Origin of the sequence: Brevibacterium sp. GP-SGM9 (genome assembly GCF_047300845.1) — a bacterium.
Classification (GTDB): Bacteria; Actinomycetota; Actinomycetes; order Actinomycetales; family Brevibacteriaceae; genus Brevibacterium.
The window spans coordinates 2408074-2432050 of the sequence record NZ_CP178563.1 but is presented as its reverse complement, the minus strand read 5'-3'; the positions used below and the strand labels follow the sequence as shown (position 1 = coordinate 2432050).

Genomic DNA, 23977 nt, shown 5'->3' with positions numbered 1-23977 from the left:
CGAACCCCGGGTCATCCCGAAGACGAGGTGACTCCGGTCTCAGTGGCGTGTCCTTGCCGATCAGTCCGGGTTGGGGGCTCCGAGCTTCCAATCGGCCGCCGCGTCCTGCTCGCTCCAGAAGTGGGCGAAGCGTCCGTTCGCGGCCAGCAGCTGCTCGATCGAACCGTCCTCGACCACGCCGCCGTCCGCGAGGAAGATCACACGATCGGCGGTGCGGATGCTCTCCAGGCGGTGGGCGACGAGGATGCGCGTGCGCGGGGTCGCGTCCTCGGTCAGGGCGGTGACGATCGCGGTCTCGTTCTCCGTGTCCAGGGCGCTCGTCGCCTCATCGACGAGGAGGATCGGCGCGGGCTTGAGGATGGCGCGGGCGATCGAGACCCGTTGGCGCTCGCCGCCGGACAGCGCCGTGCCGCCCTCGCCGACCTCGGCCTCCCAGCCGCCGGACAGCCGGGTGGTCAGTTCGTCGACCCTGGCCAGGCGGGCGACGGTGTCGAGGTGGTGGGCTGCGTCGGTAGTGCTGTCGGTGGCGCCGGTGGTGCCCGGGCTGCCCATGGCGCCGGCGAGGATGTTCTCGCGGATGCTGCCTTCGAACAGATAGGGATGCTGGAAGACGACGCTGGCCGCGCGCCGGCGGGTCTCGGCGTCCCAGTCGCGCGGATCCTGGCCGTCGATGAGCACCCGGCCCGAGCTCGGCTCCTGCAGGCCCGCCACGAGGGACAGGATCGTCGACTTGCCCGAGCCGGAGGGCCCGACGATCGCCGTCGTCGTTCCGGGTTCGAAGCTGATGTCGAGCTCATGGAGCACCTCGGCGGCGTTTTGGCCGCCGTCGGCGTGACCGTAGCGGAAGGAGACCTGCTGGAACTCGATCCGGGGCGGCGCGGCGAACTCGGCCGACGTCGTTCCACCCGAGGTGGTCGGGGCCTCGAGGACTGCGCGGATGGTGCGCAGCACCCCGGTGGTCGTCTCGATCGCGGGGGCGAGCTCGGCCAGGGAAGTGAAGGGCTCGAGGTAGCGGATGATGACGACGATGAGGGCGATCGCCTCGGCCACACCGAGGCGGCCCGACACGGTCAGATAGGCGGTGGTCCCAGCGAGGATGAGCAGCGCCAGCTGGCTGGCGAGTCCGAAGAGCAGCTGACCCGGGATCTGGAGGAGCATGAGCTTCATCGTCGCCCCGTGCTGCCGGGCCAGGGCGGATCCGACGAGGCTGCGCGCCGGTGCCGAGCGGCGGGCGGCGCGCAGGGCCTGCTGGGTGCGGGCGAATTCGACGACGCGTTCGGTCAGCTCGGTGTTCGACTCGGCCGCGGCACGGTCGGCTCGTCGTCCGATGCGCGCCCCGCCGAAGAAGGCCGCGAGCAGGATCGGAACCCCGATGAGGGCGGCGATGCCCAACGGCACCGAGATCGGCAGCAGGGCGAGGGCGATCGCGACCGGCAGGGTGATCCCGGCCAGCAGCGGGGTGAGCAGGTAGACGATGATGCCGACGAGGTCGGGTCCGCCGGAGGCGATGGCCTCCCGCGCGGTGGCCGTGTTGGCAGCGGTGAACCAGCTCAGCCTGATCCGGGCCAGCCGGTCGGCCACCCCGTGCTGAGCGTTGTCCAGCAGGGCGAAGCCGAGGTCGATGCCGATCCGTGAGATCACGGCGTCGATGGCCCATCCGGCGGCGGTGACCAGGGCGAGCAGTCCCACCCAGGGCCAGGCGCGGGCCGGATCGGGGCCGAAGAGGGCCGCGATGAGAGGCACGAGGAGGACCGCGCCGAGGGCCCGGAGGATGACGCTGAGCAGGGTCAGCCCCACGTGCAGGAACGCCTTCCGGTGACGGTCCGCGGGAAGGAGGGCGAAGAGCGTGCGGATCATCGGGCGGCTCCTTCGGAGGCGGAAGCGGCGGCGCTGGTGGAAGCGGCGACGTTCGTGGAAGCGGCGGCGCTCGCCGAGGTGGGGGTGGTCTCCCGTGCGTCCCACAGCCGACGGTAGCGTCCGCCCGAGGCGAGGAGTTCGGCATGGGTTCCGGTCTCGGCGATCCGCCCGCCGTCGAGGACGACGATGGAATCGACCTCGGTGATCGTGTGGAGACGGTGGGCGATGACGAGCACGGTCCGCCCCGCCGAGAGCCGGCCGAGGGCCTGCTGCACGAGGTGTTCGGATTCGGGATCGGCGAAAGCCGTGGCTTCGTCGAGGACGAGGACCGGGGTGTCGGCGAGGATCGCCCGGGCGATGCTCAGCCGCTGCCGTTCGCCGCCGGAGAGCGCGGCGTCGGGGCCGAGCACGGTGTCGTAGCCGGCCGGCAGCGCCTCGATGCGCTCGTGGATCTGGGCCTGCTTCGCGGCGTCGACGATCCGCTGCCGGTCCGCCTCGGGCACCGCGAGAGCGATGTTCTCGGCCACCGTCCCGTGGATGAGCTGGGTGTCCTGGAAGACGAATCCGACCCGCGTGTAGAGCTCATCGGTCTCGAGCTCGCGCAGGTCCGTTCCGCCGATGCGCACGGCTCCGGCATCGACGTCGTGGAACCGGGCGAGCAGGGCCGCGAGCGTCGATTTTCCTGAGCCCGAGGGCCCGACGAGGGCCGTGACGGTCCCCGGCCGCAGCCTCACGCTGACATCGTCGATGACGGGCACGCCGGGTCGGTAGGAGAAGCCGACGTGGTCGAATTCGACGAGGCCGGCGGGGACTGCCGCACCGGTGGGGGAGGTGGAGTCTCCCGCCGAGGTGGGGGCCGCCTCGACGGGAGGCACATGGGAGTCGCCGGGCGCGCGGACCGTGAGCTCCTCCTCGTCGAGGACGTTGCGGATCCGCCGTGCCGCGAGCAGCCCGGTGCTCAGTCCCGAGATGCCGTAGCCGATGCCGAGCAGGCGGGATCCGAAGGTCGTGCCGAGGAAGAGGAAGGGGAGCAGATCGATCGGATCCATCGACCCGGTGACTGTGAGCAGGGTGCCCAGGGCGATGATGAGCAGGAGGAACGTGCCGGGGCGGTTCGCGAGGTCCATCACCGTCTTGTACTTCGTGAAGGGTCGCTGCCAGTCCGAGAGGAAGCGGATGTATTCGTCGAGGCGGGTGCGGAACCGGGAGGCCGCCGCGCCGCCGAAGACGCGGACCACGGGCTGCCCGGCCAGGTACCCGCCGGCCTCGACGTTGAGGGTCTCCTTCCAGGTCAGGGCCTGTTTCGGCTTCGACCCGGACTGGATGAGCATGATGTACATCGCGATGATGTAGACGAGCACGGGCACGAGCAGGACGAGCCCGATGCGCCAGTCGACGATGAACAGGTAGACGAGCACCGCGATGGGAGCCACCGCTGCCTGCACGGCATCGGAGACCGCATGGGTGACGAGGTAGTGCAGGGACAGGGTGTCGTCCTGGACGATCTGCTTGATCCGGCCCGAACCGCGATCGACGAACCACCCGAGCGACAGCCGCGAGAGCTTGTCGAGAAGCCTCTGCCGCAGGCTCCTCTCGAATCGGGCGTCGACGAGGTGGAGCCAGAACATCAGCGCCGCCGACAGCAGGATGCCGGTGGCCATGAGGATCAGAGCCCAGATGCCTGTGGTCCAGAGTCGCTCGGCGTTTGCGCCGGAGAGCAGCTGGCGGGAGAGTTCGACGAGGAGGACGTAGGGGGCGAGCTCGACGAGGGTGACGATGCCCTGGAGGATGCCCGCGATCCACAGCGTCGGCTTGAGTTCGGCGATGAGACGCCTCCCGGCATCGGCCTTCCACGAGCCCTTCGGTGCAGGGGTAGGAGTCGCGGAGGCCGGGCTCGCCGAGGTGGGGACGGCGGGTGCTGCGAGGGTTTCGGGCGTCTCCGGGGTAGTCGCCTGTTGCGGCTCCTCCTTCTTTCCGCCGCGCATCGACCCGAAGGCGCGTCCCGAGTACCAGTACGCACGTGCGGTGATCACGGACTTCGGGAAGCCGAACTCGTCCTTCAGCCGGGACCGCAGCTGTTTGAGCGAGCCGGACTCCGGAGCCGTCCACACGTGCCAATCCGACCAATCTCGGGACTCCAGGGCCGCCGCCAGGGAGGAGTCGCCTCGGCGAGGGACCCAGTGGAGGTTCAGCCGGGGGTGATCGGCCAGGGGGATGAGGCGGTCGGTCTCCTCATGCTCTTCGAGGTAGGCCTCGACGGGGACGTCGGCGGGCAGGGCTGAGAGGATGCCGTTGATCGCGGGGATCGAGGCCGAGTCGCCGATGAGCAGATACCCGGCCGGGAGCTCCTCGGGGATGGCGAACACGCTCGAGCCCATCGAGGCGACCTCGACGCGCATGCCGGGGCGCGCGGATTCGGCCCACGCCGAGGCGGGACCGGCGGGTTCGTGGAGGACGAAGTCGACGGCGAAGGTTCCGGACTCGGGGTCCGCCTCGGTGATGGTATACCCGCGCTGATGTTCGGTCTCGGGGTCCTCGGGATCGGGGAACCAGAAGCGCAGCCAGGCGGTGGGCCCGACCTCCGCGTCGGCGAAGATGCTGGGCGAGTGCATGCGCACGCGCAGGAACTTCGGGGCGAGTCGTTCGACATCGGTGACGAGCGCCTCGTGGTCGCGCAGACCGAAGGCGCCCATGATCGCGCCGTTGAAACCGCGTTTGGCCATCAGAGGTCCTTCGCTGGGGTGAGTGAGGAAGGTGTGTGGGACGTGGAGGTTGTCCGGGACGTGGCGACGTCGCGACTCGGGGGTTCGCTGGCCGCGACCAGCGATTCGAGTTCGTCGAAGACCTCGCCGACGTCCCGGTCGGGTGGGAGGATGTCGACGATCGCGCGCACGGTGGCGGCGAGCATGAGACGGGTGTAGCGGGGCATGCTCAGCTGCGGCAGTCGGTGGTGGGCTTCGTGGAGTCGACCGATGTCGCGCATGCCTTCGACCGCCTCGGCGCGTCGGGCCTCCCAGCCTTCTGCCCGGGCGCGCTGGGCGTCCTCGGCGGCGGCGTGGCCGATGGCCTGGGTGGCCACCGCGCTGCACAGGACGATCGCCGCATCGGTCGAGTAGCCTCGGCGCTCGATCGCGGCGGTCTCCTCGGACAGCAGCCGACGACCGGCCTCACCGCGGGGGAACAGGGTCTGCACGTAGGAGGCGAGACCGGGGTGTTCGACGACGAAGTCGAAGAGTGCGATCCCGAAGGTCAGCAGCTGGGTGGGCACGTCGGCGGCGGGGTCGTCGGGCAGCTCCAGATCGGACAGGAGACTTTCGCCGACGAGCTGTTCGAGGCCCCAGCGATTCTCTACGTGACGGTAGAGGGCCGCAGAGGAGACGCCGAGGCGGGAGGCGACGCCGCCGAGGCTGAGCTCGCGCAGTCCGATGTCGCGACCTGCGGCGACGATGTCGTCGATCCCGATCTGCCGCGGTCGTCCGCCGATGCGCATGTGGTGGTCCTGTCCTCAAAGTTAATGCCGATAACTAAGGATAGGCTAAGCAGATGATCTGGGCAATCGGATGAGGTAGCCGCGTTCGGCCGGGTCGGTGGTCAGTTCGATCGCGCGGTGGAGGGCCGCGCTCGCCTCATCGCGGCGGTCAAGGCGGGCGAGCAGGTGGGCGCGCAGGACCCACGCAGGTTGGAAGCCGGTCAGGCGACGGTCGTCGGAGTCGAGGGCCTCGAGTGCCGCCAGCGCGACTGCCGGCCCGTCCGCCTCGGCGAGGACCGCCACGCGAGCAACGGACCCGCCGAGGCTCGGAGCGATCCGGTCCAGGTCGTCGTGGAGACGCAGCAGCATCGGCCAGTCCGTCTCACCTCGTCGGACGCCGGTCATCTGGAGGATCTGGATCGCCGCCTCGAGGCCGAAGCGCCCGACATGACCGCAGCGATGGACCTCGCGGAGGTGATGCTCGCCCGCCGTGACGAGACTCGTGTTCCAGGCCTCGGGGTCCTGCTCGGCCAAGGGCACGAAGGCCCCGCCCTCACCTCGGCGGGCGGGAAAACGAGCGGCCGAGAGGTGGACGAGGGCCGCCAGACCGTGGGATTCCCCGTCGCCTGGGCACATGCGGGCGAGCAGACCCGAGAGGAAGATGGCCTCGCCGATCATCCCCTCCCTCGGCTGGGAGGCGGAATGGACCCAATCGATGGCGAAGGCCCCGTAGATCGCCTCGCGCACATCGGGCAGCCGGGCCGCCACGGTGGCCGCGGGCAATGTCATCGCCGAGGCGATCTGCCGTCCCGTCAGCCCCATCACCGCGGAGAGCATGAGCAGCGGTCGGATGCCGGGGTCGATGTCCGGATGGGCGCAGGCGGTGAGGAGCTCGAGGCGCCGGTCGGGCAGGGCTTCGGGGTCGGCCTCGGCCGGGTTCTCGTGCCCGGTCTCGTCGTGGACCTCGGGATCGAAGGCCACCGATGTGCGGGCGGCCGCGGACTTCCACACGTCCCGTCGTGCGTTCAGCGCCACCCGGTAGAGCCAGCCTTCGGGGTTGCGCGGCACACCCGACTCCCGCCAGGCCCTCAGGCCCCGATCGACGGGATCGGCCCGGTCGGTCATCGGCGTGCGATGCTCGAACCCGACGTCACGGCCTGGTCCAGGCGCCGTCGACGAACGAGGTCGCCGCCGGGCGCACCTCGATGGTGCCGTAGCTCGTGCCCGGGAACTTCTCCGCCCAGGCCAGGGCCGCATCCCGGTCGCTCACGTCGATGACGACGACCCCGGCCAGGGCCTCCTTCGTCGTAGCGAAGGGACCGTCCTCGATGACCACGGAACCGCCTCGGCGAGTGACTGTGGTCGTCGACGACTGGGGAGCGAGCATCTCCCAGGCGACGAAGACGCCGGCCGAGGCGAGCGCCTGGCCGTAGTCGTCCATGAGCCGCATCATCTCCTCGATGTCGTCCTGCGAGGGTGCTGGGCCCTCGGCTCCGGGCTCGGGTGCGTGGAAGATCAGTGAGTAGCGCATTGGTCTGGCTCCGTTCCTGTGCGGCGGCCGCATCTCGGTCGCTCACCGAGAAGACGATCGGATCATCCTCGATTCGACAGCTGGTGCCGATTATCGTCGAAATTTCTCCGGTTGGCACGGAATCGGACCCGCTGAACGCTGTCGTTCCAGGTCATCGGCCGGAAGGCTCAGCTCTAGCCGTTCAGCGAGGTCACCGCGGTGACGGCCGAGCGCACGAGATCGCGGTCGGGGGCGACCCCGCCGAGGTGGTGGTGGATCGTCCAGCCCTCGATGAGCGCATCCACGGCCCGCGCCGAGGCGGGGGTGAAGTGCTCGGTGAGTGCGGAATGGCTGATGTCCATCCATGAGGAGGCGATCTCGGCCGAGTCCCGGGAGCACCGACCGTAGGAGTAGAGCTCGAAGATGCCGGCCATCTCGCGCGGGGTGATGAATTCGTCCCCGCAGATGATCTCGACGATCGACTCGCGCGCTTCGGCCAGGGTCTTCGAGGCGTGGAGGCCGTCCTTGTAGCGACCCGACAGGCGGGAGACGAGCAGTCTGAAGGCCTCGGTGATGATCTCGTCGAGACCACTGAAGTGGTAGGTCATCGAACCCAGGGGAACGCCCGCGCGGGCGGCGACCACACGGTGGGAGGCCGCCGCGACGCCCTCGTCGAGGATGAGCTCGAGAGCGGCCTGAATGATCCGCTCGCGGCGGCCGGGGTCGTTCGGGACCCCGCTGCGTGCGCTCATGCCGCACCCCTCCTGTTCCTGTGCCTTGCGTGTTCTCGGTCTTTCGCCTGCGGTTCCCTGTCTTTGGGTTCCGCGTCTTTCGTCACCGTGTGTTCGCTCGGTCTTCCGGTGCCGTCCGTGGCGGTCGTCCTGCACAGAGTGTACATTTGTACACGCACCGGGAGTGTGTACGACTGTACCAATCGCGCGGGCGGACCGTGGACCCGGGAGACACCGAAAGACAAGATCCGAGAAGGAGATGAGCCGATGCGCACCGAAGCACAGCACCATGAGACCGGGTACCGGTCGCGTCGAACGTCCGGGACGAGTTCGCTCAACCGGCGCCGCCTCGCCCTTCTCGCACTCTTCTTCCTGCCCGGCATCTCGATCGCCTCCTGGGTGACCCGGACTCCGTCGATCCGCGATTCTCTCGACGCCTCGACAGCGCAGATGGGCCTCGTCCTCTTCGGCCTCTCGATCGGCTCGATGATCGGCATCCTCGGCTCCGGCCCGCTCGTCTCCCGGTGGGGAGCCCGTCCGGTCGTCCTCGTCGGCACGATCGGCGTCGTCGCGAGCATGCCGATCGTCGGCATCGGTGCCGCCGTGTCCCAGTCGCTCGTCGTGGCGGCCGGGCTCGTCGTCTTCGGCCTGGGCATGGGCACCGGCGAGGTCGCGATGAACGTCGAGGGCGCCGAGCTCGAGAAGCATCTGGGCACCCCGTTCCTGCCCGCACTGCACGGGTTCTTCAGCCTCGGCACGGTGATCGGCGCGGTGCTCGGCATCGTCGCCACCGCCGCGGACTTCTCCGTGCTCATCCACCTCGTGGCCATCGGCATCCTCGGGGCGATCGTCCTCGTCCCGGCCATGCGCCACGTCCCCGCGGGGACGGGCAGGACCGACGCAGCGACCACCTCGGCGGACGCATCCGCCTCTGCCCACGACGACCGGAACCCCAGTGCCGCCTCGACGGTGTCCGGATCCCGCGCTCGCCCGGTGTGGAGGGATCCGCGGCTCATCGTCATCGGCGCGATCGTGCTCGGGATGGCTCTGGCCGAGGGCACGGCCAACGACTGGCTGCCCCTGGTCATGGTCGACGGGCACGGCTTCGATGCGGCGCTGGGCTCGAGCGTCTACGCGATCTTCGCCGCGTCGATGACGCTCGGCAGGTTCCTCGGCGGGCCCATCGTCGCCCGCTTCGGACGCCCGAACGTGCTGCTGGTCAGTGGAGCCTTCGGGCTCGTCGGGATCGGCCTGACCTCGCTGATCGACAGTCAGGTCGTCGCCGCGATCGCCGTCATCCTGTGGGGGCTGGGCACCTCACTCGGCTTCCCGGTGGCGCTCTCCGAGGCAGGCGCCTCGGGACCGAACCCGGCCAAACGCGTGGCCACGGTCTCGACGATCGGCTACCTCGCCTTCCTCGTCGGACCACCGGCGCTCGGCCTCGTCGGCGAGCATTGGGGACTGCGGAGCGCACTGCTCATCCCGATGGGAGTGCTCGTCCTCGTCGTCGCCCTCGCCCCGGTGCTGCGCCGCCGACACCGAGCCCGCCGGCCTCGCGAGCCTCAGAGCCCGAGGTAGACGGCTCCGGGATTGAGGATGTTGTCGGGATCGAGTGCCTGCTTGATCCGGTGGTTGAGCTCCATCACGTCATCGCCGAGGTGGGCCGCGAGCCAAGGTGCCTTGAGCCGGCCGACCCCGTGCTCCCCGGTGATCGTCCCGCCGAGTCCCGTCGCCAGGTCCATGACCTCGCCGTAGGCGATGCGTGCCCGCACCTGCTGGGCATCGTCCTTCGGGTCGAGGAGGAGCAGCGGATGCGTGTTGCCATCCCCGGCATGGGCGATGACCGCGATCGTCACGGCCCGCTCCTGCGAGATCTTCTCGATCCCGAGCACGAGTTCGCCGAGCATCGGCAGCGGCACCCCGACATCCTCGAGCAGGAGCGCCCCCGTCTTCTCGACCGCGGGGATCGCCATCCGGCGGGCGGCCACGAAGGCCTCGCCCTCGTCCGGATCTTCGGTGAGATAGCACTCCGAGGCGTTGTTGGCCCGGCAGATCTCCTCGAGCTTTCCTGCCTGGGACGCCGCGTGTTCGCCGGGTTCGTCCGACTGCATGACGAGCATCGCCTCGGCCTCGCGGTCGAGTCCCATGCGGATCTCGTCCTCGACGGCGTTGATCGATGTGCGGTCCATGAACTCGAGCATCGAGGGCCGCAGCTCACGGGCGATGTCGAGCACCGCCTGCGTCGCCTCGGCGAGGTTGCGGAACATCGCGACGACGGTGGTCGGCGGCAGTTGGGCCGGGATCAGCCGCAGCGTCACCTCGGTGATGATGCCCAGCGTTCCCTCGCTGCCGACGAACAGCTTGGTCAGCGGCAGACCGGCGACGTCCTTGAGCCGGGGTCCGCCGAGCTCGACCGAGCGCCCATCGGCGAGGACGACCGTCATCCCCAGCACATAGTCCGTGGTCACGCCGTATTTCACGCAGCATAGTCCGCCGGCGTTGGTGGCGATGTTGCCGCCGATCGAGCAGAACTCGAAGGAGGAGGGATCCGGCGGATACCACAGGCCGTGCTCGGCGGCAGCGGCCTTGACCTCGGCGTTGAAGGCACCCGGCTGGACCACGGCCATCCGGGTGATCGGGTCGATGTTGATCTCGCGCATCCGGTCGAGGGACAGGACGATGCCTTCGGCGATCGCGGAGCTGCCGCCGGAGAGCCCGGAGCCCGCCCCGCGGGGGACGATCGGCACCTTCGCTGCGGCTGCGATACGGACGGCGGCCTGCACATCGGCCGTCGAGGTCGCCCTGACCACAGCCAGCGGCACACCGGCGTCGGGGTCGTTCGCGCGGTCCCAGCGGTAGGCGTCCATGGAGTCGGGATCGGTGATGACGGCCGAGGAGGCGAGGGCCTCGATGAGGGAGGAGACAACGTCCATGTTGTGTGTGGGCCTTTCGTGCGATGTCCGACATCCGTGGTGTGCCGCCGACGTTACCAGGATCACATTCGGTTGTTCTCGGCGGCCATCGGTCGGACAGCGGCGGGCTAGACGGTGCGTACGCAGCCGCGTCCGCGCTGCGTCCGCGGTCGTGTCCCCGGTGCGCAGTAGGCTGGGATCATGTCCGCCGTCCCCGACCGTCCTCCCGCTGCGTGCGTGCTTGGGCGCGCCGGTGACGACCGGGTGGCCATGGTCGAGGTCGATCACGCCGGAGCAGTGATCGGCAGGACCGACATCGCCGAGGTGGAGCTGCCCGAGCGGGTCCGTGACCTCGAAGAACGCGGCCGTTCGACCCGAATACCCCCGCCGAGGTGGGTCTTCAGCGATACTCCGAAGTGGTACCCGCCGCTGCTGGCCGCCGGTGTCCGCATCGAACGCTGCCATGATCTCCGTCTGGCCCGCGCGATCCTCGCCCGTTCCGAGCTCGTGACCGAGCCCGGGGAGATCCGTGCGGCCGCACAATGGGAGGCCGGGCCGACGGCGGCTGCGGGAGTCGATGCCCCGGTCGCCCTGTTCGAGGTCGCCGAAGGTCGCGGCTACGTCAGACAGGTGCCCCACGGCATCGACGAGGCCCTGGCCGAATACGAGCGGCAGAACCGTGCCCAGGCCGGGGCGAGCGACCCCGGGCGACTGCGCCTCCTGCTGGCCGCCGAATCCGCCGGCGGTCTCGTGGCCGCGGAGATGCAGGCCGCCGGGGTGCCCTGGGACGTGGCCGAGCATGAGCGGATCCTCACAGACATCCTCGGTCCCCGCCCGATCGGGGACGGGAAGCCGGCGAAGATGCTCGCCGTCGCCGAGGAGGTGCGGGCCGCACTCGGTGATCCGCGAGCCAATCTCGACTCGCCCGTCCGCCTGCTCCAGGCCCTGCGCAATGCCGGGATCAACGTCGCCTCGACCTCGAAGTGGGAGCTCGAAACCAGCGAGCATCCGGCCGTCGAGCCGCTGCTGCGCTACAAGAAGCAGGCCCGGCTGCTCTCGGCCAACGGCTGGCACTGGCTCGACGAATGGGTCGAGCAGGGGCGCTACCGGCCCGTCTATGTTCCCGGTGGGGTCGTGACCGGACGGTGGGCGGCCAGTGGCGGCGGTGCCCTGCAGATTCCGCGGCAGCTGCGCCCGGCCCTGCGCGCGGATCCCGGCTGGCGGCTGATCTCGGCCGATGTCGCCCAGCTCGAGCCTCGGGCGCTCGCCGCCATGTCCGGTGACCGGGCGATGGCCGAGGCCGGGCGGGGCCGTGACCTCTACTCGGGCCTCGTCGACGCCGGAGTAGTCGCCACGAGGCAGGAGGCGAAGATCGCCGTGCTCGGCGCCATGTACGGGTCGACGACTGGGGAGGCCGGCGCCCTTGTGCCGCGTCTGCGCACGAGCTTCCCCGCCGCGATGCACCTTGTCGACACCGCCGCCGAGGTGGGGGTGCAGGGAGGAGTCGTGTCCACCTGGTTGGGGCGGACGTCTCCGGCACCCGGGCAGCGGTGGCTGGAGGTGCAGAAGGCGGCGAACCAGTTCGACGCCACCGCCGCCGATGAAAACCGGGCCCGGCGCGCCGCCGGTGACCAGGGGCGATTCACTCGCAACTTCGTCGTCCAGGGCACCGCGGCCGAATGGGCCCTGGCGTGGCTCGCGGACCTCCGTCTGCGCTTGGCCCGGTTGCCGGAGGCCGGGGAGAATCTCGCGGGCGACGGGAACCCGGTCGAGGGGGAGGGTTCAGCCGCCGCCTCGGGGCCGGTGTTCTCCCGCCGCGCGCATCTCGTCTTCTTCCTCCACGACGAGGTCATCGTCCATGCCCCCGCCGAGCACGCTGAGGCCGCCGCGGACGCGATCAGGGAATCGGCCGCCTCGGCGGGTCGACTGCTCTTCGGGGATGCGCCGGTCGACTTCCCGCTCGATCTTGCGATCTCCGAGCGCGCGGTCAAGGACTGAGAGGTCCGCTCGCGAGTACCGGGTGAGGAGACGGGTGAAGAATAAGCGCCCGTGCATGGAATAATCCGGGGCCCCTCGACGCTGGACGTCGTGGAACGGTGTGAGATCGTCAGCCGGCACCCGGGCCACCATGCCCGAGCTGCCGTGCCGGACGAGCGCACCGGAATCGCCCCAGTTACGTGAGGAGAACCCATGAGCATCACCGTCAAGGCTCTGCAGAAGACCGGCCCGGACCAGCCGTTCAAAGTCGCGAACATCGAACGCCGGGACCCACGGGCCGATGATGTGGTCATCGACATCAAGGCCGCAGGGATCTGCCACAGCGACATCCACACCATCCGCAACGAATGGGGCGAGGCGAGCTTCCCGCTGACCGTCGGCCATGAGATCGCCGGCGTCGTCGAGGCGGTCGGTGAGAACGTCACCGATTGGAAGGTCGGCGACCGCGTGGGCGTGGGCTGCATGGTCGATTCCTGCGGCGAGTGCGAGGAATGCCGTGCCGGCCAGGAGCAGAACTGCCTGAACGGCAGCGTCGGCACCTACAACTCCACCGACGTCGACGGCACCGTCACCCAGGGCGGATATGCGGAGAAGGTCGTCGTCAACGAACGCTTCGTCTGCCGGATCCCCGACGCCCTCGACTTCGACGTCGCGGCACCGCTGCTCTGCGCAGGCATCACCACCTACGCCCCGCTCAACCGCTGGGGCGCCGGAGAGGCCAAGAACGGGGCACCGAAGAAGGTCGCGGTCCTCGGACTCGGCGGACTCGGCCACATGGGCGTGCAGATCGCCGTGGCCATGGGTGCCGACGTCACCGTGCTCTCCCGCTCCATGAAGAAGGAGCAGGAGGCTCTCGAGCTCGGCGCGCAGCGGATGCTCGCGACCTCCGACGAGGACTTCTTCAGCGATCACAAGGGTGAGTTCGACCTCATCCTCAACACGATCAGCGCCGACATCCCCGTCGACCGCTACCTGCGCCTGCTCAAGGCGCGCGGCGTCATGGCCGTCGTCGGCCTGCCCCCGGAGAAGCAGGATCTGTCCTTCGGCTCGGTCATCGGCGGCGCCAAGGTGCTCGCCGGATCGAACATCGGCGGCATCCCCGAGACCCAGGAGATGCTCGACTTCTGCGCCGAGCACGGCATCGCCGCGAAGATCGAGACCGTGGGCATCGGCGAAGTCGATGTCGCCTATGACCGGGTCGTGTCCGGCGACGTGCACTTCCGCGCCGTCATCGACACCGCGAGCTTCGCGGACGCCGAGGTGGCCTGAGGGCTTCTGATCCGTCTGATCCGCAGGGCCGTTCCTCTCGTCGAGAGGAGCGGCCCTGCGTCGTCTGTGATCCGGCATTGATCCGGGTCTGATCCAGCACCAAGATTCCCTCGGTAGGCTTGGGACAATGACAGGTCGCGATCGTCGAATGGGCAATGCCCCACTCATCATGCTGATCTTCTACACCCTGTTCATCGCCTTCGTCACCCTCACTCCCCAGCAGCTCGACACGGGTCCCTACGGGCCGATCGGTCGGCTGCTCGAGTTCTTCGCGAGCCATTCGGCGACCGAGTGGCTGACCTATTCGCGAGTCGAGAAGCTCGCGAACGTAGGGATGTTCATCCCCTTCGGGCTCCTCCTCGCCCTTCACCTCGGACGCAGCCGCTGGTGGCTCGGCGGAGTCGTGGGGGCCGGGTTCAGCGCGGCCATCGAGATCTTCCAGGGGACGGTGCTCACGCAGACGCGGTTCGCCACCATCAGCGACCTCGTGACGAACACGATCGGTTCGGGCATCGGCGCCGCCCTCGGGCTGCTCGTCATGGTTCTGCTGCCGCCGAAGCAGGAGGAGGACCGTCCTCCGGACCGCGTGGTCAGATAAGTCGGCGGGGCCAGTTGGCGTCGCGGGGTCAGAGAGAGCCTCGCAGTCAGCTGAGGCTCAGTCTTCGCCCTCCTCGAGGGCTGCGATGCACAGCTCGAGGTCCCCGGCCAGACGCTCGCGCTGCGCCGAGTCGAGCCTCGAGATCATCCGCTCCTGAATGCGCGCGATCCGTTCGGCCGCCTGATCGAGCAGCTGCCCGCCTTCGTCCGTCAGGGTCGTCGGCAGCGCCCTGCCCGTCTCCGCCTTCTCCGGCCTGGTCACCAGACCCCGGTCCTGCAGGCCCCGCAGCAGGGTATTCATCGTCTGCCGGGTGACGAATCCGCCGCGGGCGAGCTCCGAATTCGAGGCGCCGGGACGTCTGCGCAGCTGCTCGAGGCACACGTACTGCGGCGTCGAGAGCCCAAGCTCCCGCAGCGATTCGTCCATGCGCGAGCGCAGCGCCGACTGCAGGTGCTTGAGCTGATAGCCGAGCATCGATTCGAGACTCGGGAGGTCTTCCGTGCTTCTCTGCCCCTCTTGACTCATGTAAGCATTCTGACATACATTTTTCTATGTCACGTTACTGACATGCAGGGACAGATTTACAGAGACACGTACGCAGATACACAAACACAGACACATGATGCCGCGCAGTTACGGGGCATCGGGAGAAGGGAGCCATCATGAGCGTGACAGGACTGGATTTCACGGCACTGCAGGTCCGCGACCTCGAGAAGTCAGCGGAGTTCTACGAGACCCGGCTCGGACTCACCCGGGCCCCGGCCGGTCCTCCCGGGGCGGTCGTCTTCGCGACCTCGCCGATCCCGTTCGCGGTCCGCGAGCCCCTGCCCGACGTCGATCTCGATTCGGTGGCCACCCCGGGTCTCGGAGTCGCGCTGTGGTTCCGCTGCGATGATGCGCAGGCTCTGCACGATTCACTCGCCGAGGCGGGGGTCGAGATCCTCAGCGAGCCGGCACCGAGCCCCTTCGGTCTGATCTTCGCCTTCGCCGATCCCGACGGCTACCGGGTGACCATCCACGACGAAGGCTGAACTGGGCACAGCGAATCGGACTCACTGACTCACTGCGTCAGCGAGTCGACGATCTTCGCGATCCGCCGGGCCCGGGTCTCCTCGGCCTTGGCCGTGGTCACCTGGCGCACGTGCTCCTTGCGCTTCGAGGGAGCCAGCGCGTCGAAGACCGCGCGGACATCGGCGGTTCCGAGCGCCTCGGCGAGGTCATCGGGCACTGGGGTGTCCCGGGACGAGGTGTCGTGGGTGAGCGTCACCTCGTGGGTCTCACCGCCGGCGACGCCGATGGCCTCCCGGTGCTCCTTGGCCAGTGGGATCAGGAACTTCCCGCCCATCACCGCGATCGTCGAGGGATAGGAGTAGTCCGCGATCGTGACGATCACGGGGACCCGCTTGCCGGCTCCGAAGCCGAGCACGATCTCCTCGGGGACTTCGATGCCGACGTTGTTGCCCAGCGACAGCAGCGTCGTCGTGAATGTGACCATGGGACTCAGTCCTCCTCGGTCTCAGGCTCTCCCTCGGCGTCATCGTCGAAGGCGCGTCCGCGCGGGAACCAGCAGGACACACGCCGAGTGTACTCCACGTATTCGGCCCCGAAGCGGTCCCGGAGATCGGCCTCCTCGTGGGGGCGGATGAGCCAGTTCCAGAGCAGCGAACCCGCCAGAGCGTAGACGACGATCAGCCAGGATCCGATGAGGAGTCCGATCGCCATTCCCTGGCCGATGCCGGCGATGGCCATGGGATTGCGGACGAAAGCATAGGGTCCGCGGACGACGAGGTGGTTGGCCATCTCCGCGGGCAGGGGAGTCCCGGACCCGAAGTTCGCGATCGCCCGAGCCGACCACACGCCGAGCACGGTGGAGAAGGCGAGCAGGGCGAAGCCCGCGACGACGACGAGGATCGGGAACTTGAATGACAGGTTCCAGCGGTCCTCGAGCGCGTTGATGATCGCGGGCAGGACGATGAGGAAGACGCCCCAGAAGATCACGAGCTGGACGGTGGTCCGGACCAGGAGTCGGGAGCGGATGCGCGTGTGCGAGGCCCGGAAGGCGAAGGGGCCGACGATGAGGCGGTGCGAGGGGATGCGGCCGAGCAGCATGAGCGATCCAGCGAGGACGCTGCCGATCGCGGCACCGACCATGAGGATCGCACCGATCCCGCCTGTCGTGGTGACCGTGGCGTAGATGAGCATGAAGATCGCGACGATGACCGTCCACGCCGAGGCGAGCCACACGGCCCAGCGCATGTTGAGGGCGGCAAGGGCCGAGCCGATGACGAAGAGCGGAATGTCGATGATCGAGACGAGCAGCGGGTCGAGGCCGCCGAGCGTCGCTTCCTGCAGGGCTGGAAGCGTGCTGACACCGAGCCACCAGGCGGCCCCCGCGAGGGCCTGGAGGGCGAAGTACATGCGGCCGTGGAAGATGCGCAGCCGGTTCTTCGGCTTGTTCTTGCTGGTCAGGTGCCGGCTCATGCGAGGGCCGTTCCGCGGAAGCACACGGTGGCGGCGCCGCCGACCCAGATCTTCTCGGCTTCGCGGGAGATCGAGATGACTCCTGCCCGGCCGAGTGCGGTGCCCTGGGTGGCGGAGTAGGAGTCGGGGGCGAGTCCGGCGCCGATCAGCCACTGCGCCACCGAGGCGTTGAGGCTGCCGGTGACCGGATCCTCGGCGACACCGACGCCGGGCACGAAGGCCCGGATCTCGTATTCGTGCTCCGAATCCTCCGGGTGTGCGCCGAGCACGCCGAGCTTGGCATCGGGAATCGTCGAGAAGTCTGGCTCGAGGTCGAGGACCTGCGCGGCGCTCGCGATCCGCACGGCCGCCCAGCCGGGTCCGTTGTCGACCCACTGGTGGCCGAGGATCTCCGTGCGGTCGAGGTGCAGGGCGGCCGCGATCTGCTCGACATAGTCCTCGTCGAGGGGGCCGGAGCGGAGGCGTTCGGGGGCCGCGAAGGACAGGGTCTCGGCGGTCACATCTGAGGTCACGGTCGACGGTGAAGCCTGGCCGCCTCTGCGGAGTTCGACGAGTCCGGCACCGCATTCCTGGATGATGCGGCCCGTGGTCCGGGGCGTGCCGCCGGCATCGAGCCAGGCGGCCGCGGAGCCCAGGGTGGGGTGGCCGGCGAAGGGCAGCTCGCGGTGCGGAGTGAAGATGCGCAGCCGGTAGTCGGCCGCGGGGTCGCTCGGCGGAAGGACGAAGGTCGTCTCCGACAGGTTCGTCCAGTTCGCGATCCGGGCCATGTCCGCATCGGAGAGACCGTCGGCGTCGAGGATCACGGCGACGGGGTTTCCGCGATAGGGGATGGCGGAGAAGACGTCGACCTGGGCAAAGGGACGGTTATGGGGCAATTGCACTCCTTCGGCAGAGGTGGCCCGCGCCGTTGTTCGGGGATTGCGCGGCCTCTGCCTCCAGTGTACTGGCCCTCAAGTGCACTGGGCGTCAAGTGCACTGGGCGTCGGCGCCTCACCGTCCGAGGGCGGCGGCGATCCGCTCGGGAGACAGGGCGGCATCGATGGCGAGATGGGCGGCACCGAGGATCGCCGCATCGCCGGCCGCATGTGAGGGGGCGATCGTCAGGTGCTCGGTGGACAGGGGGATCGAACGCGCGTAGACGACCTCGCGGACACCGGCGACGAGGTGCTCGGCCGCCTGGGCCATCGTTCCGCCGATGAGGATGAGCGAAGGATTCATCAGGCTCACGCAGGTGGTGAGGACCTCTCCGAGGTCGCGACCGGCCTGACGAACGAGCTGGATCGCCGTGAGGTCGCCCGCTTTGACCAGTCGGACGACGTCCCCGGGGGTCGCCGCCGGAGTGCCGGTGCGGGTGAGCTCCTCGGCAATGGCCCTGCCGGAGGCGACGGCCTCGAGGCAGCCGCGATTGCCGCAGGCACAGGGAGTCTCTGCGGCTCGGGAGAGTGCGACATGGCCGATGTCACCGGCGGCGCCGTGGGAACCGCGCCGCAGGGAGCCGCCGGAGATGATGCCTGCTCCGATGCCGGTGGCGACCTTGACGAAGATGAGATCGGTGGTCTCCGGCCAGGCGGAGGTCTGCTCGCCGAGCGCCATGATGTTGACGTCGTTGTCGATGAGCACGGGGGCCGAGAACGTCTCCCGCAGCGCTCCGGGCAGGTCGAACCGATCCCAGCCGGGCATGATCGGCGGATTGATCGGTCTGCCCGTCGAGAACTCGACCGGGCCGGGCAGTCCGATGCCCACTCCGACGACCTCGTCGAGGCTGCGCCCGGACTGCTCCAGCAGAAGCAGGGATGACGTGGTCAGCCACTCCATGGCGCTGACCGGACCGAGGGAGATCTCGCGCTCCTCCCCGGTCTCCGCGAGCAGGGTGCCGGTCAGGTCGGTGACGGCGACCCGGGCGTGCGAGGCCCCGAAATCGGCGGCGATGACGACCCGAGCCTGCGGATTGAAGGCGAACTGCGAGCTGGGGCGGCCTCCCGTCGAGGCCGCGGCGTCGACGGGCGAGATGAGTCCGAGTCCGAGCAGCTGATCGATCCGCTGTGCGACGGTGGGGCGGGAGAGCCCCGTCGACTTGGCCAGCTCGGCGCGCGTTCGCGGCTGACCGTTACGGAGCAGTTGGAAGAGTCCCCCGGCGTGGGAGACGTCGACGCTGCTCGAAGTGCTCATCTGGACCATTCATTCAGTAAAACACATTGCAGAAGAGCAACGGTTCGCGAAAGACATTTGAAAAGCTATTGACAAAAGTGGTGAGGCCGTCACCATAATGATCTATGGTCAGTGTTGCTCATACGTCCCAGACGGCACCGAGAATCGGAATGCTCGGTGGCGGCTTCATGGCGCGCACCCACACCCAGGCGGCTCGACTCGCCGGCGCGGAGCTCTCCGTGATCGCCACCTCCGGTCCGGTCGGCAGTGAACGCGCTGCGGCGGCACTGGGCTACGAGGCCGCGACGACGAGCGCGGAGTTGGACGCTCTGGGGCTCGACGTCGTCCACATCTGCACCCCGAACTCCGGCCACGTCGAACAGTCCCTGCGGGCGCTCGCCGCCGGCGCGAACATCATCTGTGAGAAGCCGCTGGCCACCGACGCGGCCTCGGCCCGGTCGATCCTCGACGCCGCACAGGAGAGGGGACTGACCGGAACGGTGCCGTTCGTCTACCGCTACCATCCGATGGTGCGCGAGGCGAGAGAGACGATCCGGCGCGGCGAGGTCGGGCGCATCCTCACCGTCGATGCCCGCTATCTGCAGGACTGGCTGCTCGGGGACGAGGATGACAACTGGCGCGTCGACGCCGGTGCGGGCGGCCCCTCGCGGGCCTTCGCGGACATCGGATCCCACCTCGTCGACCTCATCGAATTCGTCCTCGGGCAGCGCATCGTCGCACTCGCGGCGACGACGCGCACAGTGCACCCCCGCCGAGGTGGGGCCGAGGTGACGACCGAGGACACCGTTGCGATGACCGTCGAGCTCGAGGGCGGAGGGACCGGCTCGGTCCTCGTCTCGCAGCTGGCTCCGGGACGGAAGAACAGCCTCGTCCTCGAGGTCGCCGGGACCGAGGAGAGCATCGCCTTCGACCAAGAGCAGCCGGAGCAGCTGTGGATCGGTCGCCGCAGCGGCAGTCGCCTGATCATGCGCGACCCCGAGGCGCTCAGCCTCGATGCCGCTCGACTCTGCACCGTGCCCGCCGGGCACCCGCAGGGCTACCAGGATGCCTTCAACGCCTTCATCGCCGACTCCTACGCGGTCTTCGCCGGTGAGGAGCGAGAGGGAGTGCCGATGCTCGCCGACGGTGTCCGGGCCGCACTCGTCACCGAAGCCGTGCTGCGCTCGGCGGCGCAGCGGACCTGGGTGGAGGTCGAGCAGCTGTGACGGGCGCGCCTACGTCCGGTGCCCCCGTGCTGTGCGCACGCGGCATCCGCAAGCAGTTCTTCGGCGTCGAGGTTCTGCACGAGGTTTCGCTCGACGTCCACGCGGGCACCGTGCACGGACTCGTCGGCGAGAACGGCGCCGGCAAGTCCACGCTGATGAAGATCATCGCCGGGGTGCACCGACGCGACGGCGGAGAACTGACCATCGACGATCGCCTCGTCGACTTCTCCCATCCCGTCGAAGCGGGCCGAGCGGGGGTCGCCACCGTGTTCCAGGAGTTCAACCTCCTGCCCGACCGCACCGTCGCCCAGAACGTCTTCCTCGGGCGGGAACCTCGCCGGCGCGGTCTCGTCGACGTCAAGGCGATGCGAGCGGACACGCAGGCCCTGCTCGACGACCTCGGCGTGGAGGGAATCACCCCCGAGGCGAAGGTCGGGTGGCTGACGGTGGCCGAACAGCAGATCGTCGAGATCATCAAGGCCCTGTCCGTCGACGCGCGGGTCATCTCGATGGACGAACCCACGGCGGCCCTCTCCGAGGCCGAGGTGGCCGTGCTCTACCGGGTGATCGGGGCGCTGAAGTCCAAAGGCGTGGCGATCATCTACGTCTCCCACAGGCTGCAGGAGATCTTCGATCTGTGCGACACGATCACGGTGCTCAAAGACGGAGCGCTCGTGACCAGTCGCCCGGCGGAAGAATTGGATCATGCCGGCCTCGTCCGCGCCATGGTCGGCAGGCCCATCAGCGCCTTCTTTCCCGAGCCCGAGGAAGGCACGGAGATCGGCGAAGTGGTCCTCGAGGTCCGCGGCGGGGGCAGCGAACAGCTCGACGACATCGACGTGGACCTGCACGCCGGTGAGATCCTCGGCGTCGCGGGACTCCAGGGCTCGGGACGGACGGAGCTGCTCGAAGCGATCTTCGGCGTCGTTCCCTTCACCCGGGGAACGCTGCGCCTGCACGGCTCGACTCTCACCCTGAGATCGGCACGGCAGGGGGTCCGCAACGGACTCGCACTCGTCACGGAGGACCGCAAGGGCACAGGTCTCGCGCTCTCCCAATCGGTGCTCGACAACGCCCTGCTGGCGATCCGAGCGGTGTTCCCCTCCCGGGCCCGGCAGATGCGGGCAGAGGTGCCCGGCATCCTCGAATCCCTCGAGGTGGTCAGCCGCGGCTCGGCCCAGGAGGTGCGCGCCCTCTCCGGTGGGAATCAGCAGAAGGTCGTCCTGGCCAAATGGCTCGCGACCTCCCCGCAGGTGGTGCTTCTCGATGAGCCGACCCGCGGCATCGACGTCGGAGCGAAGATCGCCGTCTACCGACTCATCCGCAGCCTCGCCCGCCGAGGTGTGGCGATCGTCCTCGTCTCCAGCGAGCTGCCGGAGGTGCTGGGCATGTCCGATCGGGTCCTCGTCATGTCCGACGGAAGGGTCGCCGGCCAGCTGCCGCCGAGTTCGACCGAAGAGGAGATCCTCGCTTTGGCCGTCGGGACGGAGAACCAGGTGATCGGCGACGATGCCGGGACGGTGGGGCGGCAATGAGACTGCGGCTGCGCCGACTCGACACCACGGCACTCGTCTACCTCGCGCTCCTCGCCGTCCTCATCATCGCCGCGATCCTCGTCGCCACCACGGGGCGCAGCCTCTTCAGCCCGGGAAACATCAGGGACATCCTCACGGGGATGAGCGTGCTCGGCTTCGTCGCCATCGGCCAGACCCTCGTCATCCTCGGTGCCTCCCTCGATCTCTCGGTTCCCTATGTGATGAGTCTGGCCAGCCTCGTTGCGGCGCAGACGATGAACGGCAGCGATGCGATGGTGGTCCCGGCCGTGCTGCTGACCCTCGTGGTCACTGCCGGCATCGGTCTGGCGAACGGACTCATCGTCACCGTTCTCGGGGTCCACGGATTCGTGGCGACTCTCGGCGTGGGGCTCATTCTCAAGGGGTATCTCGACACGAACTATCAGGGAACGGAGGGCAGCGTGCCCTGGTCGTTCCAGCTCTTCGGCGCCACCGGCATCGGGCCGGTTCCGATCTCGACGATCGTCATGCTCGCGCTCGCCGCCCTCGTCGCCTTCATTCTCGTGCGCACCGCCTTCGGACACCACCTCTTCGCCGTCGGCGGCAGCTCGGAGGTCGCCCGACTCTCCGGGGTCCGGCAGCGGCTGCCGCTCATCGGCGCCCACATCGGCAGTTCAGTGTGCGCCGGACTGGCCGGCCTTCTGCTGGCCAGTCGTCTGGGCGTCGGCAGCCCCACCGTCGGTTCGCAGGGCAGCTACGATCTGCTCTCCATCGCGGCGGTCGTCCTCGGCGGCACGGTGCTCATGGGCGGGCGCGGATCGATCTGGGGGACGATCGGCGGCGTGGCCATCTTCGCAGTCCTCGACAACCTGATGAGCGTCATGCAGTTCAACCCGTTCCTCAAAGACGTCATCCGCGGACTCGTCATCATCATCGCCGTCGCCCTCTACGCCCGTCGCCGGGTCATCGCCCGCCGGATCCGCTTCGCCGCGAACGCACCGGGGCCCAACATCGCCACCGGATCGGCTCCGGCTCCCGCTCCGGCTCCCGCTCCGGCTCCCGCTCCGGCTGCGGCTCCCGCGCCGGCTGCGGAGACGGGAGGGCGATCGCAATGAACGCATCTGCCGCGGAGAACAGATCAGACCGCCTCATGACATTGGTCCGACGCGCTGTTGACCCGAAGGGCATCGTCCTCGTCCTGCTCATCGTGATCCTGACCGCCATCATCGTGCTCAACCCGAGCTTCGCCGAGCCGGGTTCCCTCATGCGCTTCATCCAACGGGTCGCACCGATCGCGATCGTCGCCATCGGTCAGTACTTCGTCATCGTCTCCGGCGAGTTCGACCTCTCGATGGGGGCGGTCGTGACCGCACAGGTGATGACCGCAGGTCACCTCATCGGCGAGGATGACACGAAGACCGGTCCGGTGCTCGTCCTCATGCTCGGCATCGGCATCATCGTCGGCATCGTCAACGGCCTGGCCACCACTCTGCTCAAGGTGCCGTCCTTCATCGTCACTCTCGGCACGATGCTCGTCATCCACGGCGGAGTCATGTGGTGGACCGGTGGGACGGCGACGGGCAACCCCGCCGAGTCCTTCCGGCGGCTCGGGCGGGGCGGGATCGAGGGTCTCCCCGTCGTCGACCTTCTGCCCTACGCGGTGCTCGTCCTCATCGCCGTGATCGTGTTCGCAGTGTGGATCTCCCGCCGGCCCTTCGGACAGACGGTGGTCGCGATCGGCGACAACGCCAGGGCGGCGACCTTCGCGGGCGCGAATGTGTGGCGGACGAAGACCTTCGCATTCGTCCTCTCCTCGCTCTCGGCCACCGTGGCGGGTGTGCTCCTGGCCGGCTATGCGGGCGTGCACCCCTCGGTGGGACAGGGATACGAGTTCACGGCGATCACCGCCGTGGTCCTCGGCGGTGTCGTGCTCGGCGGCGGTCGGGGGACCGTGCTCGGCGCTCTCATCGGCGCCTTCACCCTCGAATCGCTCTTCACCCTGCTCAACTTCACCACGGTGCCGGCGACGATGCGCGACGCGATCCAGGGCGCCATCATCATCGCGGCGGTGGCCTACTCCGGGGTGATCTTCGCGAAACGGCGCAAGCGGCCGAGCGCATCTGACATTGCCAGCGCACCGGACGATGCCACCACCTCGGCGAGGGTCGCCGAGAAGCCAATGACCACCTCGGCGGGGACACCTTCGTCGATCCCACTCACCGGCGGCGACGGCGCCGACCGGACATGACAGAGGAGATTCCATC

General features: G+C 68.9%; 21 protein-coding genes. 9 read left to right on the top strand and 12 right to left on the bottom strand.

What is annotated here, in order from left to right; genetic code table 11:
- Positions 1–60 precede the first annotated feature (60 nt).
- From ACH82I_RS10985 to ACH82I_RS10960, 6 genes are all read right to left on the bottom strand, one after another.
- The gene (locus tag ACH82I_RS10985) at positions 61–1857 is read right to left on the bottom strand and encodes an ABC transporter ATP-binding protein (RefSeq protein ID WP_413332571.1); all 1797 of its coding nucleotides are present in this window, start codon (positions 1855–1857) and stop codon (positions 61–63) included.
- Positions 1854–4580: an ABC transporter ATP-binding protein/permease gene (locus tag ACH82I_RS10980; protein WP_413332569.1), complete on the bottom strand. Its 2727-nt coding sequence runs from the start codon at positions 4578–4580 to the stop codon at positions 1854–1856. The genes ACH82I_RS10985 and ACH82I_RS10980 overlap by 4 nt, the downstream gene beginning before the upstream one ends.
- Positions 4580–5347 carry a TetR/AcrR family transcriptional regulator gene (locus ACH82I_RS10975; protein WP_413332568.1) on the bottom strand — a complete coding sequence of 256 codons (768 nt, stop codon included), beginning with the start codon at positions 5345–5347 and terminating at the stop codon, positions 4580–4582. Before ACH82I_RS10975 ends, ACH82I_RS10980 begins: the two co-directional genes overlap by 1 nt.
- 45 nt (positions 5348–5392) lie before the next feature.
- Complete coding sequence (locus ACH82I_RS10970; protein WP_413332566.1) at positions 5393–6451, bottom strand: RNA polymerase sigma factor; 1059 nt, start codon at positions 6449–6451, stop codon at positions 5393–5395.
- 25 nt (positions 6452–6476) lie between these two features.
- Positions 6477–6857, bottom strand: a complete 381-nt coding sequence (locus ACH82I_RS10965; RefSeq protein ID WP_413332564.1) for a YciI family protein — start codon at positions 6855–6857, stop codon at positions 6477–6479.
- 173 nt (positions 6858–7030) lie between these two features.
- Positions 7031–7588, bottom strand: a complete 558-nt coding sequence (locus tag ACH82I_RS10960) for a TetR/AcrR family transcriptional regulator (protein ID WP_413332562.1) — start codon at positions 7586–7588, stop codon at positions 7031–7033.
- A gap of 246 nt (positions 7589–7834) precedes the next feature.
- On the opposite strand from ACH82I_RS10960, the gene ACH82I_RS10955 reads away from it, so the two are divergent.
- On the top strand, positions 7835–9145 hold the full coding sequence (locus tag ACH82I_RS10955; RefSeq protein WP_413332560.1) for an MFS transporter: 1311 nt from the start codon (positions 7835–7837) through the stop codon (positions 9143–9145).
- On the opposite strand, the gene ACH82I_RS10950 is transcribed toward ACH82I_RS10955, so the two are convergent.
- Entirely contained in the window at positions 9130–10500 is a 1371-nt protein-coding gene (locus tag ACH82I_RS10950; protein ID WP_413332558.1) for an FAD-binding oxidoreductase, read from the bottom strand. The two genes, ACH82I_RS10955 and ACH82I_RS10950, sit on opposite strands and share 16 nt — an antisense overlap.
- 180 nt (positions 10501–10680) lie before the next feature.
- Between ACH82I_RS10950 and ACH82I_RS10945 the strand changes: the two genes are divergently transcribed.
- The 3 genes from ACH82I_RS10945 to ACH82I_RS10935 all read left to right on the top strand — a co-directional run bounded on the left by ACH82I_RS10945 (position 10681) and on the right by ACH82I_RS10935 (position 14344).
- Positions 10681–12477: a bifunctional 3'-5' exonuclease/DNA polymerase gene (locus ACH82I_RS10945; protein ID WP_413332556.1), complete on the top strand. Its 1797-nt coding sequence runs from the start codon at positions 10681–10683 to the stop codon at positions 12475–12477.
- Positions 12478–12669: 192 nt separating this feature from the next.
- Positions 12670–13746 (top strand): NAD(P)-dependent alcohol dehydrogenase, encoded by a 1077-nt coding sequence (locus tag ACH82I_RS10940; RefSeq protein ID WP_413332555.1) that lies wholly within the window; start codon positions 12670–12672, stop codon positions 13744–13746.
- A gap of 127 nt (positions 13747–13873) precedes the next feature.
- On the top strand, positions 13874–14344 hold the full coding sequence (locus ACH82I_RS10935) for a VanZ family protein (protein ID WP_230745622.1): 471 nt from the start codon (positions 13874–13876) through the stop codon (positions 14342–14344).
- Positions 14345–14401: 57 nt separating this feature from the next.
- Here ACH82I_RS10935 and ACH82I_RS10930 read toward each other — a convergent pair whose 3' ends face one another.
- Entirely contained in the window at positions 14402–14869 is a 468-nt protein-coding gene (locus ACH82I_RS10930) for a MarR family winged helix-turn-helix transcriptional regulator (RefSeq protein ID WP_413332553.1), read from the bottom strand.
- Between the two features lie 137 nt (positions 14870–15006).
- Here ACH82I_RS10930 and ACH82I_RS10925 point away from each other — a divergent pair, with 137 nt between their 5' ends.
- Positions 15007–15375, top strand: a complete 369-nt coding sequence (locus ACH82I_RS10925; protein ID WP_413332552.1) for a VOC family protein — start codon at positions 15007–15009, stop codon at positions 15373–15375.
- Positions 15376–15404: 29 nt separating this feature from the next.
- Here ACH82I_RS10925 and ACH82I_RS10920 read toward each other — a convergent pair whose 3' ends face one another.
- From ACH82I_RS10920 to ACH82I_RS10905, 4 genes are all read right to left on the bottom strand, one after another.
- Complete coding sequence (locus ACH82I_RS10920) at positions 15405–15839, bottom strand: YdeI/OmpD-associated family protein (RefSeq protein ID WP_413332550.1); 435 nt, start codon at positions 15837–15839, stop codon at positions 15405–15407.
- A 5-nt stretch (positions 15840–15844) separates the two neighbouring features.
- Positions 15845–16825 carry a methyltransferase family protein gene (locus ACH82I_RS10915; RefSeq protein ID WP_230745617.1) on the bottom strand — a complete coding sequence of 327 codons (981 nt, stop codon included), beginning with the start codon at positions 16823–16825 and terminating at the stop codon, positions 15845–15847.
- Positions 16822–17700 carry a PhzF family phenazine biosynthesis protein gene (locus ACH82I_RS10910; RefSeq protein ID WP_413332547.1) on the bottom strand — a complete coding sequence of 293 codons (879 nt, stop codon included), beginning with the start codon at positions 17698–17700 and terminating at the stop codon, positions 16822–16824. The genes ACH82I_RS10915 and ACH82I_RS10910 overlap by 4 nt, the downstream gene beginning before the upstream one ends.
- 115 nt (positions 17701–17815) lie before the next feature.
- Positions 17816–18994, bottom strand: a complete 1179-nt coding sequence (locus ACH82I_RS10905) for an ROK family protein (protein ID WP_413332545.1) — start codon at positions 18992–18994, stop codon at positions 17816–17818.
- A gap of 104 nt (positions 18995–19098) precedes the next feature.
- On the opposite strand from ACH82I_RS10905, the gene ACH82I_RS10900 reads away from it, so the two are divergent.
- Genes ACH82I_RS10900 through ACH82I_RS10885 form a run of 4 tightly spaced genes read left to right on the top strand, consistent with a single transcriptional unit; the run spans position 19099 to position 23961 of the window.
- Complete coding sequence (locus ACH82I_RS10900) at positions 19099–20199, top strand: Gfo/Idh/MocA family protein (RefSeq protein WP_269067304.1); 1101 nt, start codon at positions 19099–19101, stop codon at positions 20197–20199.
- The gene (locus tag ACH82I_RS10895; RefSeq protein ID WP_230745613.1) at positions 20196–21734 is read left to right on the top strand and encodes a sugar ABC transporter ATP-binding protein; all 1539 of its coding nucleotides are present in this window, start codon (positions 20196–20198) and stop codon (positions 21732–21734) included. The genes ACH82I_RS10900 and ACH82I_RS10895 overlap by 4 nt, the downstream gene beginning before the upstream one ends.
- A complete protein-coding gene (locus ACH82I_RS10890; protein ID WP_413332542.1) occupies positions 21731–22828 on the top strand; it encodes an ABC transporter permease in 1098 nt (365 codons plus the stop codon). The genes ACH82I_RS10895 and ACH82I_RS10890 overlap by 4 nt, the downstream gene beginning before the upstream one ends.
- Positions 22825–23961 (top strand): ABC transporter permease, encoded by a 1137-nt coding sequence (locus tag ACH82I_RS10885; protein ID WP_413332539.1) that lies wholly within the window; start codon positions 22825–22827, stop codon positions 23959–23961. Before ACH82I_RS10890 ends, ACH82I_RS10885 begins: the two co-directional genes overlap by 4 nt.
- The last annotated feature ends 16 nt before the right edge of the window (positions 23962–23977 follow it).